The organism is Fibrella arboris (genome assembly GCF_041321095.1).
Lineage (GTDB): Bacteria > Bacteroidota > Bacteroidia > Cytophagales > Spirosomataceae > Fibrella > Fibrella arboris.
The window spans coordinates 87,137-101,194 of sequence record NZ_JBGGWE010000009.1 but is presented as its reverse complement, the minus strand read 5'-3'; the positions used below and the strand labels follow the sequence as shown (position 1 = coordinate 101,194).

General features: G+C 56.3%; 5 protein-coding genes. 1 reads left to right on the top strand and 4 read right to left on the bottom strand.

Annotated elements, in window-relative coordinates; all coding sequences use genetic code 11:
• Positions 1–8: 8 nt before the first annotated feature.
• From ACAW75_RS16565 to ACAW75_RS16550, 4 genes are all read right to left on the bottom strand, one after another.
• Positions 9–3,227 carry a SusC/RagA family TonB-linked outer membrane protein gene (locus tag ACAW75_RS16565; protein ID WP_370729856.1) on the bottom strand — a complete coding sequence of 1,073 codons (3,219 nt, stop codon included), beginning with the start codon at positions 3,225–3,227 and terminating at the stop codon, positions 9–11.
• A gap of 323 nt (positions 3,228–3,550) precedes the next feature.
• Positions 3,551–6,229: a bifunctional YncE family protein/alkaline phosphatase family protein gene (locus tag ACAW75_RS16560; protein ID WP_370729855.1), complete on the bottom strand. Its 2,679-nt coding sequence runs from the start codon at positions 6,227–6,229 to the stop codon at positions 3,551–3,553.
• Between the two features lie 211 nt (positions 6,230–6,440).
• Positions 6,441–8,114, bottom strand: coding sequence for a RagB/SusD family nutrient uptake outer membrane protein (locus tag ACAW75_RS16555; protein WP_370729854.1), 1,674 nt, complete (start codon positions 8,112–8,114; stop codon positions 6,441–6,443).
• A 268-nt stretch (positions 8,115–8,382) separates the two neighbouring features.
• A complete protein-coding gene (locus ACAW75_RS16550; protein WP_370729853.1) occupies positions 8,383–11,442 on the bottom strand; it encodes a SusC/RagA family TonB-linked outer membrane protein in 3,060 nt (1,019 codons plus the stop codon).
• A gap of 520 nt (positions 11,443–11,962) precedes the next feature.
• Between ACAW75_RS16550 and ACAW75_RS16545 the strand changes: the two genes are divergently transcribed.
• Positions 11,963–13,888: a sialate O-acetylesterase gene (locus tag ACAW75_RS16545; protein ID WP_370729852.1), complete on the top strand. Its 1,926-nt coding sequence runs from the start codon at positions 11,963–11,965 to the stop codon at positions 13,886–13,888.
• Positions 13,889–14,058: the final 170 nt, after the last annotated feature.

Genomic DNA, 14,058 nt, shown 5'->3' with positions numbered 1-14,058 from the left:
ATTGGTAATTAGAAACGAAGCGTCAGACCCGAGTTGATGATGCGCGACTGTGGATAGTACTGACCCGTAGCGTTGTCGGCTTCGGGGTCAAACGAACCCAGTTTGTTAACGATGTTGAACAGGTTCAGCCCGTTTGCGTAGATCCGCAGGCTGCTGATGCCCACTTTTTTGGCAAACGTGTCTGGAATCGTGTAGCCCACTTCGAAGTTTTTCAGGCGGATATAATCCGCTGACCGCAGCCAGTAAGTATTGCCGCCCGAGTAGTACTGATCGCTCCGGTTGGCAATGCGTGGGTGAACGCTGCTGGGGTTTTCTACCGTCCAACGGTCGGTGTAGAATTCCTGCAGGTAGTTACCGATGTTGCCCGATTCGCCCAGGCTGATGTACTGCTGCGCCCCGGCTGCTCCCTGGAACAGGATCGTCAGGTCGAAGTTTTTGTACGAAGCCGTCAGGTTCATGCCGCCCTGGAACAGGGGCAGGTTCGTGCGGTTGTTACGTACCTGGTCGTTTGGCGTAATCTTGCCGTCGCCGTCATAATCCTTGTACTTCATATCGCCGGGACGAAGCGTCTTCACGATAGCCGAGTAGTCGATTTTGTTGGCCGAAATCTCTTCCTGGGTAGCAAACACCCCGTCGTACTGGTAGGCAATGTAGGTGTTGATCGGTTTGCCTGTGGTACGCTGCCAGTCTGGTGCGCCGGGGGCTTCATCCCAGAACAGGATCTTGTTCTGCGCGTAGCCACCGTTAACGCCCACGCTGAAGCGCAGGTCGCCCGCTTTGCCATTATAGCTGATCTGCCCGTCGAAGCCGCTGTTACGGACCCGGCCAATGTTTTCTGGTGGCAGCGTCAGGCCCGTTGTCCGGGGAACGGAGGCGTTACGCGGATACAGAATCGAGGTACGCAGGTTATTGAAGTAGTCGAACTCGAAGCTGATCTTCCCGTTCAGGAACTGCCCTTCTATCCCGATGTCGGCGTTGTTGGCCACTTCCCAGGTAATGTTGGGGTTAGGAATCCGGGCTTCGCCCAGCGTCTGCTGCTGCGCGTTGTTGATAATGTACGTATTGAACCCGTATGTTGCCAGGTACTGATACGTCGCCAGGGTGGTCGTGCCGGGTAAGTAAATCTGGTCGTTACCCAACTGCCCCCATGAGGCCCGTACTTTGAAGTAGTTCATCACCGGAGCGGCGCCTTTCCAGAAGTTCTCTTCCGAAATGACCCATCCCGCCATCACGCCGGGGAAGAACCCATACCGTGTTGCCTCCGGGAAGATATCTGATCCGTCGTACCGGCTCAGGAACTCGAACAGGTACTTGTCTTTGTAGTTGTAAGCGACCCGCCCGAAGTAGTTCAGACGCGCCCGGTTAAAGGCGCCTCCGTTGTTGTTCTGCTCCAGCGCTCCACCAGCAAACAATTGGTCGATAGATGGCGAGATGAAGTACCGACGGTAGGCGTTGAAGTTGTCGCCGGTGATGGTTTCGCGGTTCACCCCGGCCAGTACGGTGAGGCCGTGATCACCGAATTTCCGCTCATACGTACCGATAGCCCCCAGCAGAATGTTCAGCTGCGTGTTGTTGCCCAGCGTCAGGCGAGGTTCTGCAGGGCCGCGTACACTGGCCGTCAGGTTCGGGTTGCCGTTGGCATCTACACCCGAGCCGCGCTCATACAGCGTCCAGGGCGTTTCCCAGCGCCGGTTGTTCTGATTCAGCTTATCCACCGCCGCCGTTGCCGACAGTTTCAAGCCTTCAACACCCGGAATCTTGAGGTCAAGCTGGCCATTGGTCTGAATATAGTCCCGTTTGTCGCGATCGTAGCCCGTCGCATTCGTGGTAATGACCACCGGGTTTTCGCCGTTCTCGATATCGGGCCCCGGCCGGCCATCCGGCCAGAAAGCAGGCTGGTTCGGCTTTCCGCGCATCTGCATCCGAAAGATCGCCCCGGCCCCCCGCGTTGGGTAATACCGGAATTCTTCACGCCCCAAAATACCCAGCGCCAAATGCAGGTTCTTGCTGATGTTCGCGTCGATGTTGATCCGCAGGTCGTACTGCTGATAGCCCGTTGCCGAATTCTTGTAAAACGCATCCTGGTTCTGATACCCCAGCGAGGCCAGGTACTTGAAGTCGTCTGAACCGCCGGTCAGTTGCAGGTTATGACGCGCCTGCGGCGACCAGGTTTTCAGCGTCGATTTATACCAGTCGGTATTGGGGTGTCCCCAGGGGTCCGATCCATCGTTGTACTTCGTAATGTCGGTTGGCGAATACGGGGCCGTCCGTACCGTTCCGTCGGGGCGGGTATACGTACCTGTAGCCTTGTACGCCTGCGTGGCAGCGGCCCATTCGGCTACGGGTAGTTCGTAGATGTTCAGGTCGTTCAGCATGGTAGCGTACTGCGCCGCGTTGGCCAGTTTAGGCACTACCGTTGGCTGGGCAAATCCCTGGTTGAACGAATACGACAATTGCGGTTTGCCACTTTTGCCGCGTTTCGTCGTGATCAGAATAACGCCGTTGGCCGCCCGTGACCCGTAAATAGCGGCAGAGGCATCTTTCAGCACAGAAATCGTTTCGATGTCGGCCGGGTTGATCCGGTCCAGTCCACCCGCCCGGTCAGGAATACCGTCAACAACGACCAGTGCGCTGTTGTTACCCAGCGTGTTGGTGCCCCGAATCCGAATCGTCGACCCGTCGTAACCGGGTTCCCCACTGCGGTTCACCGCTGTTACGCCCGGCAAACGCCCGGCCAGCGAGTTCGATAGGTTGGTGGTCGGCGATTTTACCAGATCGCCCCCCTTCACGGCAACAACGGAACCGGTAATGGTTTCTTTCCGCTGGGTACCGTACCCCACCACCACCACTTCGTTCAGCGACTTGGTGTCTGCCGCCATGTTCACGTTGATCGCATTCTTTCCGTTGATCGGTATTTCCTGCGACACATAGCCGATATATGAGAACACGAGCGCAATGGCTTTATCGGGTGCAGTCAGCGTATACTGACCGTTCGCATCAGTCACCGAACCGGTAGTGGTGCCTTTTACCACAACACTCACGCCCGGTAGCCCCTGCTGTTGATCATCTACTACGCGCCCTGTAATTCGGGTCTGGGCATACGTACCTACTGCACACAGCAGCACGAATGCCCATGCTACGAACAGACGGCTTGTCGATAGCCAGCCTGGTGTTGAGTGATCCAGCCGTATCTGACCAGATACTCGTCTCGTAAAAAAAGTTCGCATAAATTATCCTGTCTTGTTTGTACTAATCGGCTACAAAAGAGGCTTTATGGGAGACGTTTACTAGCTATATGTTAAAATATTTTAATTTATCGTTAATGGTTTTATAATTCTGGATTCTTTCATATAAGTAATTTTAGTCATAAGAAAATAACCTAACAAGCTCATTCTGTAGGCTATATAGATTTAGCAGTAATCAGTTCTACGGGGTCTTAAAAAAATGGTCATTTCAGGCCGAAACTTAACCCTGGGTAGAGCCACGTTTCGGCCTGAAATGACCGTTTGAAGAACAGGTGTGAACAGGGTGCTCAGATAGGCACTCGTAGTTAACGAACTCGTGGGTAGGGTGTGTTGCCTTTTGCCCAGAACCACAGAATCCGGTTGTTCAGCTCGTCTTCGCCGGTATCGATCCCCTCCTCCGCTTCTTCTACCGACTCTTTGGCGTATTCCAGGGCACGGCCCCGCAAGGCTGATAGGGGTTTGTTCATTTCGTTGAGCGGAACCCGGTTAAGTAACGCTGTGTACTGGGTCAGATCGGGGTTATCGATGAAGCAGTCGAACATGGGCAGGGCGGTGGCGTCGATGACGTTCATGGGAGGGAGGCCCAGAATCTGCTCGATCGTGCGCACCATCGACGTCTGGTTGTAATTGGTCGTCACCGTCCGCTTCAGCCGCGAATACGGACTGACTACGAATCCGGTGGTTCGATACGCCGAAATATGATCCCAGCCCGATTGCGAGTCATCTTCGGTAATGAAAATGACCGTGTTAGCCGCAAACCGGCTTTTCTGAATCGCCTCAATGATGCGTCCCACGGCCAGGTCATTGTCGGCTACCATGGCGCGGGGCGTCGGGAACTTCGGGCTCATGCCCGAGGTGTGATCATTGGGCAGCGACATCACCATCAGGTTGGGCCATTGATCGCCGGGTTTGGCGGCGTATTCGTTCAGTTCACGAATGAAGGCATCGGCCCGCATCTGGTCGTTGATGATCTCGTCGTCGCAACCGGGGAAGTCTGCCGCCAGAATGGGACGTACCCGCGAAATGGTTGTGGTGTTGGTGAACGAGAACGGCTGGCCCGTCAAACGCATGTTGTAGAGTTTGGTCCAGTCGTGTTTGGCCTTGTCGAACTGGCAGGTGCAGGCTTCGCCGTAGATTCGGACGGTTTTTCCGTGGTCGAGGGCATTGTTCCAGATCATGCCTTTTTTGTTGTAGACCAGCGCGTCGTACAGCACGTGCGGATACGACCGAAACCAGCCCCGGACGCTCTTTTCGGTGTAATCGGTCACGATGGCGGCATCGACCCAGGAGTGTCCTTCGGCCGATGATTTGCCGGAGGCGTAGTAATTATCGAGCAGCACGAAATCCCGCGCCAGTTGGTGCTGATTAGGCGTGATGCTGTCGCCGAAGATGCACAGCGACGGCATGCCCCGGCCGTCGGGGATATCACCCAGCACCTGATCGTAGGTGCGGTTCTCTTTGATAATGTACACCACATGCTGAAACACCGACGGCTCACCGATCCGCTCCGGAACGGGGCGGGGCGGCGCGTTCCGACGGGGTAGTTTGGCCGCAATGGCCAGCCGGAATTGCAGGCTCAGTTGGCGCACCCGTTCGGTGTAGCTGTTCAGCTCACGCTCAGAAGGAAGTGGAATGATCGAGAGCGAAGCCAACTGCCGGTGCGAGTTGTAAGCCGGCTGGTCGGGCTTTACGTTCCGGCCCTGACTGCCCTGATCGGCTGGAGTAAGCGCACGGGCACCGGTTGCTTCCAGATTCGTGACATAGAGCGTGTTGTCGAGCAGCAACACCCCGCCCGGATAGGTCTGCGTAGGCACGTACCCACGAACCGCCGTTCCACGTGCCTGGTTGGGCCGGTCTGCTGGTCGCAAGTCAACTACGGCAATGGCGTTGTCGTGCCCATTGGCGACGTAGAGGGTTGTGCCGGCTGAGTCGAGCGCCAGGGCGTTGGGCGTGCTGCCAATGTAGGTGTCGCCCATGCCAAACAGGCCTACGGCCATGGAATCGATAACCTGCTTTGTCGCTGCGTCGATAACCGAGATGTAATCACTGTTACCATTGGCAACGTACAGCCGCTTCTTGTCCGGGCTGGGCAAAATCGCGTTGGGATGCAGTCCAACAGAGATGTCTGACTCGACACGCCCTGTCGCCAGCTCAATGACCGAGACCGTGCCCCGCGCGATGGCCCCGGTGCGGGGATCGATGTATGCCTGCCCCCAGGGTACGCCCGCCGTTTCGGTTTTGCCGGTCGAGTCGGGTACGTTGGTTGGGAGCGGCCCCGCCCAGTTTGTCACGAACGCCCGATCGCTGGTCAGGGCAAGGCCGTAAGGAGCCACGCCGGTTGGGGCAGTCCAGACCGTGCTGCGGTCGGCAAACCTGACTTTAACGAGTTGGTTGTTGCCGTTCAGGGCTACGTACAGAAACCAGTCGCCGCCTTCCATCCGGGCTGCCACATCGTTGGGGAGCGATAGGGGCGAGGGGGCCACCGGCGCAAACGGCAACAGCTCAACCTTACCCACCTTCCCATTCGTCCAGGCGGCGATCACCACGCCCGATTTGCCGTTTTCGCGTTCCGATGCCCCCCAGGCCAGGTACGTTTGCCCATTCACCACAAAAGCCTCGATGCCGGAGAACGTGCTCATCAGCCCTTTGGTCGCCGACGCATCGCTTAAACTCCAGCGGTACGTAATCTTCCGGGTAGCCTTGTCGAACACCGCTATGCCGTACCGATCTTCGATGACCAGTTGATTGCCGCCGGGAAGAGGCGTAAGATCGAGGGCGTGGTTTTCCAGTTTGGGATCGCCAAAAAATACGGCCGTTCCTGCCGGGTCGATGAGCCGGTTGTAGGGCATCGCCAGTGGAAACCCGTCAGCTGTCTGATCGGCCAGCGTCCGTTTGTCGGAGGCATGACGATGCGCCCGTTTTTGAGCTATAGCAGGTACTGTAAACGCCAGGAGAAGACCTGCAAGCAGGAGCCGGTTGAGCATAATGAGTGTTGAATGGACTATCAAATTTAATCGGCGCAGTGTGTTATTCGGTGTCGTCTTCTTAATGGCATAGCCCCCCGCCGGCATACCGGACCACCTACAGGAAGCCTGCTGGCGCATTCTAGCTCCGCGTTAGCGTACTAGTGCGCCAGCAGGCTCCCTGTAGGTGGTCCGGTATGCCGGCGGGGGGCTATGCCAATTAACAACGTACCTAGTACCCCGGGTTCTGAACCAGATAACCCGGCAGGTTAGAGGCGCCGTCTATGGCTGATTGAGGAATGGGGAAAAGGCGCTTTTGCGGGTTTGAATCTGTCTTTTCGGTCCAGGTGCCTTCGTATTTTCCAAACCGGATCTGATCAGTCCGGCGGGCCATTTCCCAGTACAGTTCAAAACCCCGTTCGCGCAGCAGCAGATCCAGGTTCATGCTGGTGAGGGCAGGGGGTGGGGCGGTCGCGGTGCGCGACGCCCGTACAACGTTCACGTCGGCGAGGGCACTGGCGGCGTCGTTGCTCTTCCGCAGTTTAGCTTCGGCGCGCATCAGGTACACATCAGCCAGCCGCACAATCGGGATATCGACATCGCCAAGGTTACGGCCCGATGACGATTTACGGCTGAATTCGTATTTCAGCACCCGATAGCCCGTGTTGTAATCGCTGCCAGCGACGGTGAAGTTTACCTGTTCGGTGAAGGTAACCGGTAAGGTAGGCCGGTTGCGCGATACGTTGAACAGCTTACCCACCCGGAAATTGGCACCACACTTGACAAACGCACCGTTTACCCGCACCAGGCCATATTGCTGCCCACGCAGGATACCCCGGTTCATGTTGAAGTTGGCATCTGTAATGCATGAATCGGCTGGGATGGTCCAGTTTTGCTTGAAGAAACGCGGATCGGCACTAGCCGGGTCGCTGGTATTGGCATTGACCCAACTCCGGTAAAAATCGGGGGTGATGGCCGGCCCATCGGTGCCGTTGGCCGCCGGGAAAGCGGGCAGCGGATACTGGTCGCCCGAGAGGGAGAAGTACGCCAGGCGATTGGTCCCGTTCAACTCAGCCCGCTGGTCGACGGCAAAAATCAATTCTTTGTTGGAATTATTGTCGGAATTGAAAATGGAGAAATAATCCCGCGAAAGCTGGTACTGGCCCGAGTTGATGATCTTGTCGCAATACTCCGTCACCTTGTCCATGTCTTCGGGTTTGAACGTGAGCTGTGTGGCGTACCGGTCGCGATACACGGCGGCGTTCAGGTACAAACGCGCCAGCAGCCCCCAGGCCCCGCCCTTGGTCAGGCGGCCGGGGCCAACGGTGGTGAGCAGGTCGGGTTCGGCGGCCAGCAGTTCTGCCTTCACGTAGTTGAGGGCTGCTTCGCCCCGCAACACATCTGAAATCGCCTGCGGGTTTTCTTTCAGGAACACCACCCCGAACAAATCGAGCATCATCATGTTGTAGTAGGCCCGCATGCCCCGTGCTTCGGCCATGTAGACTTTCACGTTGGGGTCGTTGATCGTCGGGAGTGCGCTGAGCGCCGTGATCGAGCGCGAAATTCCCTGCGTCAGAAAATTCCAGGTGTTGCGAATGTTGGGGTCGGTACTGGTCGAGGTGTGCTGGTGCAGGGCAATGTAAATGCCGTTATCGCCCCAGTCGGTACCACCCCGATACGGCAGAATAGCCTCGTCGGACGATATCTCCTGGAGAGCGAAGTAGTTCGTGTGCAGGAATATATCCGGCAGGCGGGCATATACCGGCGCCAGGTTACCATCAGCCGCCTGCTTATCGGTGAGGCCCGTTGCCGAGGACTCATCCAAAACGTTCTCGGTAAGATCAGTACATCCGTTCAGCACCATCAGGCCGAAACAGGTCAGTGTGAGAATAAGTGTCTTTTTCATTTGCGTATGTGGGTTACCCCACCCCCAGCCCCTCCCCTCAAACAAGGGGAGGGGAGTTGCACTACAGTAGCTTCGCTTACTTCGTGAAGTAACTTCACTGTAATCGGTAAAGTGGCGGAGCATTGTCCCCCTCCCCTTGGTTAAGGGGGGGGGAGTCGCACTACAGTAGCTTCGCTACTTCGTGAAGTAACTTCACTCTAATCGGTAAAGTGGCGGAGCAGTGCTCCCCTCCCCTTGGTTAAGGGGAGGGGCCGGGGGTGGGGTACTGTTAAAACGTGAGATTGAGGCCGAACAGGAATGAGCGGGCTTTGGGATAACTCAGGTAATCGATGCCGTACGACGAAATGCCGTTGACCGTGCGGTCGGTATTTACCTCGGGGTCATAACCGTTGTAGTTCGTGATCACAAACAGGTTTTGCCCCGTTGCCGACACCCGGATACCCTTTACCCAGCGGTTGATGCCCAGTTTCTGCACATCGACGTTGTAGCTGAGCGACAGGTTGTTGAGCCGGGTGAACGCCCCATCTTTCAGGAACCGGGTCGAGACCGGAGCCGAGTTATTGATCGACTCGTTTGGTTCGCCGATGGCTTCTGCCGGGCCGTTCAGCCCTTTCACCAGCCGGGCCTTGAAGAAGTAGGCATTGGCCGTGTTGTCGTACAGTTTATTGCCCGATACGCCGTTGAAGTTGGCCACCAGGTCAAAGCCTTTATAGCCGAACCCGACGTTGAGGTTGTACTGCTGGGTGGGCAATGCGCTACCCGCCGCAATACGATCTTTGTCGGTACCCCCAATGCCATCGCCATCTATATCGCGGTATTTGCTGACGCCTTTATCATCGATGCCGATGTACTCACGCAGGAAGAACGTACCGATAGGCTGCCCATTTACGTACCCGTTGACCGTGGCTGACGTTAGCCCGGCCCCCGACGCTGACCCGGAGGTGATGACTGAATACGGCGAGTTTTGTACGATGTTCCTGATGAACGTGATGTTGCCACCCACATCGAACCGGAAGCCGCCCGTGCTGGCGTAGCGGTAGTTGAGGTCCAGCTCAACACCCTGGTTGGTGATGGTCATGTCAGGTACGTTGGTCCAGTAGGTCGAAGCGGGCTGGATGGGGTCGGCCGGAATGACTTCGAGCAGAATCTTGCCCGACACTTTTCGGAAGTAATCGACCGTACCGGTCAGCGCGCCGTTGAACAGACCGAAATCGAGGCCAAGGTCGGTTTGGGTCGACAATTCCCACTGAATGTCCGGGTTGGCCAGTCGGGTGTAGGTGGTACCAGCCGGATACACGGTGGTGCCATCGAGCGGATAACTGGTGGCCGCCGAGGTGCTGGAGGTAAACAGCGCCTGGGTGATCTTCGAGGGTATTTCCTGGTTACCGGTCTGTCCCCAGCCAGCGCGCAGTTTCAGGTCAGAGAAGGGTCCCGATTTCATAAACGCCTCTTCCGACAGGCGCCAGCCTGCCGAGAACGACGGGAAAACGCCATACTTGTTATTGGCTCCGAACTTGCTCGACCCATCGGCCCGGACCGTTGCGGTCAGCAGATAGCGGTTGTTGTACTGGTAGTTTACCCGGCCAAAAAACGATTGAAGCTCGTTCTCGATGGCATAGCCACCCGGCCGATTGGTGGTAAGACTCAGTTCCTGCCCCAAAGCGGGGTTGTTGGCGGGCTCGATGGGCGACAGCGGGAATTTGTTGATGCTCCAGTTGCGGCCCGTCAGCGAAAATTTCTGGAACGAGTGACCCGCCAGCGCCGACAGGTTGTGCTTGTCGAGGTTTAGCGTGTAGGTGAAATAGTTCTCGATCAGCACGTTCCGGTTGTTCTGGTAGGTGGCGTCCAGGCGGCCATCCTGCTGGGGAATGAGGCTGGCAAAAAGCTGCTGATCGCGGGTCGAGCTGGCATTGTCGATGCCCAGGTTGAGCTTGTATGTCAGGCTTTTGGTGATCTTGAACGACGGCGACACACTGGCCACGACCCGGTTGATGGTAGTCACGTCTTTTTGCAAATCGAGCGACAGCAGCGGGTTCGTAAACGCCTGATAGCGAGCGGGCGCACCGGTTGCGTCGCGGGCTGGGTACGTTGGGTTGGCCGATAGTGCCGCCCCGATAATACCCTCGATGGGCGGACGTGTATTCTCTGTTTGCGATGCCGTCAGGTTCACGTCCAGCGTAAGCCGGTCTTCCAGGAATTTCTGCGACGCATTGAACCGTCCTGTATACCGGTTCAACTGGCTGTTTTTCAGAATACCCTGCTGATTCTGTACGCCCACCGAGCCGTAGTAGGTAAGCTTTTCGGCACCCCCACTGAACGACAGGTTATGGTCTTGCGTGATGGCCTGGCGGCTAATCTCCTTCTGCCAGTCGGTCGAGGCTTTCTGATCATCTACCACGCCTCCAACAGCGGCGACCTGCTTTTTATACTCCTCGGCCGAAAACAAGGCTATCGGGTGGGCGATGTTCGAGATGCCCACGTTCGTAGACAACGTCAGGGTTCCTGCACCTGCTTTGCCTTTTTTGGTGGTGATCAGAATGACGCCATTGGCCCCACGAGCCCCGTAGATGGCCGTTGCCGACGCATCTTTTAACACGTCGATGGCTTCGATATCCTGTGGATTCAGGAAATTGAGCGGATTGGTGGCACCGCCCGTGCTGGAGTTGTCGAGCGGAATGCCGTCGAGCACGAACAGGGGGGTGCTACCCGTTCTGACCCCACCCGGCCCCCGAACGGTGATGTTCTGCCGTCCGCCGGGTTCGCCGCTGGCTGCCGTGACGTTCACGCCGGCCACTTTACCCTGCAGCAGTTGCTCGGGCGAGTTGATGATACCCCGGTTGAAGTCGGTGCTTTTCAGCGATTTAACCGAACCGGTCGCGTCTTTTTTAGTGGCGGTACCGTAGCCGATCACCACGACCTGCCCCAAATCGGCCGACGAGGCAGCCAGCGATACATTGATGGTTGTTTTGCTGCCCACAACCATCTCCTGCGATACGAAACCGATGAAACCGAATACGAGCACCGCATTGTTGTCGGGCACCACGATCCGGTAGTCGCCGTTGGCGTCGGTAGTGGTGCCTTTCTGGGTACCCTTCAGCACCACCGTACAGCCTGCCAGTGCTTCGTTGGTGGCCGCGTCTGTCACCCGCCCGCTGATGGTGATGTCGGCCTGAAGATGTATACGTGATGAAGGGGCGTCCCGCTCCGAAGCCGGTATGCGATTTTCCCCTTGGACGGGTAGTATCAGGAGGGCCAGCAGGACGCAAAATAGCACTCTCCCTACGGCCGAAGCCAGCGCTGGAAAGCGATAATAATAGAATTGGGTCATAACAGATGTTGATTTTGGGTGCAAAGGTCCGGTTACACTGTGTACTGAAAACAGGGAATCAAGTATTTAAAAAAATGATAATATTTACGTTAAAACGGACGGTGGGAAGCACGTAATCTGACTGACTTATGCCCGAAAAATCCACTAGGGCGAAAATTATACTTAGCTTAATACTCTTTATTCTTTATATGAGTCAAGCAGTATATTATCTTACTGTTACGCGCCTGAGTACAAGTGCCCTATTCCAGGCAGCGAACGAGTGAAGGGGCAGGCGGTCGCTCAGGGGCAGCTTGACCGCCATCTGGCAGGCCGGATCACGACCGGGCTGGTTTGCTCATGCCGGAGAGCCGCGTAGCCGACTAGTCGGCAACTAAAAGAGGGCTGGTGGCTTATAGAAAACCAGCCGATGCCCTATAGTATGTCGGGTAGCCTTTTGTGCTTTGTCTCTGTAACCGATTGCATAACCAAAAACAGTAGCCTAAATGCTGTCCTGAAGCATCAGGACAACGCCTGTGTACTAATGAAAAGACTCGTCTTGTTTTGCCTTTTACTGGCAACCGGCACGCTGGCCAACGCGCAACTCCGACTCCCCAAACTGATTAGCGACGGCATGATTCTGCAACGTGATGCCAAACTGACGGTATGGGGGTGGGACAAGCCGGGCACAAAAATTGCCATACGGTTCAAAAATAAGCCTTACAGAACGGTAACGGATGCCACTGGAAAATGGCAGGTTGGGTTGCCCCCAATGCCAGCGGGTGGGCCGTTTACCATGGACATCAGCGGAAGTTCGCCGCTTACCATCAACGACATTCTTATTGGTGACGTATGGTTTTGCAGTGGGCAAAGCAACATGGTCCATCAACTGAACATCCATGACGTTACCTACGCCAACGAGATTCGGGAAGCCAACAGCCCGCAAATCAGGCACTATTGGGTGCCTACGCTGACCAGCCTGCAAGGGCCTCAGAGCGATATTCCGGAGGGCCATTGGAAATCGGCGGTGGGTGAAGATGTTCGGCCATTTTCGGCCGTCGCCTATTTCTTCGCGAAGAAAATCCAGGCGACATACAACGTACCTGTGGGCATTATCAACGCCAGTGTGGGGGGGACGCCCATCGAAGCCTGGATCAGCGAAGACGGGCTAACCGATTTCCCGACCCTGAAAGCTACCGTCGAGAAAAACAAGGATACGGCTTATGTCAACAGGGCCAACCGCCGACCGGCAACTGGACCAAACAGAGCCGCGCCGCCCGTAGATCTGGGCATGACAGCTACTCCCAACTGGTTCGATCTGGCCTATACGCCCAAAGGCTGGCGGTCGATCAACATTCCCGGCTATTGGGAAGACCAGGGCCTAAAAGACCTGAATGGCGTGGTCTGGTACCGGCGCGAAATCGACGTGCCGACGTCGATGGCGGGCCAGTCAGCCAAGGTGTTTCTGGGCCGGATCGTTGATGCCGATGAGCTATATATTAATGGTAAACAGGTAGGCAGAACCACCTATCAGTACCCGCAACGGCGCTACAACGTACCTGCCGGTGTGCTCAAAGCGGGGAAGAATGTTTTCGTGGTCCGGGTAACCAACACCGCCGGGAAGGGTGGTTTTGTACCCGATAAACCCTACTACCTGTTTGCCGGGGCCGATACCGTTGATCTGAAAGGCACCTGGCAGTACAAGGTAGGCACGGCCTACCGGCCCGCCAGCGGCGGTTTTGGTGGTGGCGTCAGTGCCCAGAATCAGCCTGCGGCCCTCTACAATGCGATGGTAGCGCCGGCAATAAAGTATGCGATCAAAGGAATTTGCTGGTACCAGGGCGAAAGCAACGCCGGTCGACCACAGGAATACCAAAAGCTGATGCCCGCGCTGATCAACGACTGGCGGAATCGCTGGCAGCTGGGTACGTTGCCATTTCTGTATGTACAGCTTCCTGGCTACATGGACTACAGCTACCAGCCATCAGAGAGTGATTGGGCGGTGCTGAGAGAAGCCCAGTTGACCGCTTTGACCGTCCCAAACACGGGAATGGCTGTGGCAATTGACCTGGGCGAATGGAACGATATTCACCCCGATAACAAAAAGGATGTGGGCGAGCGCCTCGCCCTGGCCGCGCTCAAAACAGCTTACCACGAAAACCTGGTTTCTTCCGGCCCATTGTACCAGTCGGCCACCATCGAAGGCAATAAAATTGTGGTCAATTTCAGCAACACTGGCAGTGGTCTAATAACCAATGATGGGGAAGCACCTGGTGAATTCGCTATTGCCGGGGCCGACAAAAAATTTGTGTGGGCACAAGCCGAAATCAACGGCGGGAAGGTGGTCGTGTGGAGCGATGAAGTGCCTTCGCCCCAGTTTGTGCGTTATGCCTGGGCCGATAACCCGGTTCACCCAAATCTCTACAATAAGGAAGGGCTCCCCGCTTCTCCATTCCGAACGGATAAGTAAGTCGCAAAGGCACCGTTCCCTCTGGTTCTGTCATCCCCAGGAAGGAGCGCTTTGCCATTGCGAAACCCTGGCGTTCCCGTTGATAGCGACAGGTACTGTTGATCGGACTCAGTCTTCGGGATACTGAAAGACGTGTAGCCAGACGGCCCCTTATGTCAGGCTAATCGTCC

Coding starts and splice junctions, on each gene's coding strand:
- ACAW75_RS16565 (WP_370729856.1), bottom strand. CDS start 3,227: ATGCGAACTTTTTTTACGAGACGAGTATCTGGTCAGATACGGCTGGAT.
- ACAW75_RS16560 (WP_370729855.1), bottom strand. CDS start 6,229: ATGCTCAACCGGCTCCTGCTTGCAGGTCTTCTCCTGGCGTTTACAGTA.
- ACAW75_RS16555 (WP_370729854.1), bottom strand. CDS start 8,114: ATGAAAAAGACACTTATTCTCACACTGACCTGTTTCGGCCTGATGGTG.
- ACAW75_RS16550 (WP_370729853.1), bottom strand. CDS start 11,442: ATGACCCAATTCTATTATTATCGCTTTCCAGCGCTGGCTTCGGCCGTA.
- ACAW75_RS16545 (WP_370729852.1), top strand. CDS start 11,963: ATGAAAAGACTCGTCTTGTTTTGCCTTTTACTGGCAACCGGCACGCTG.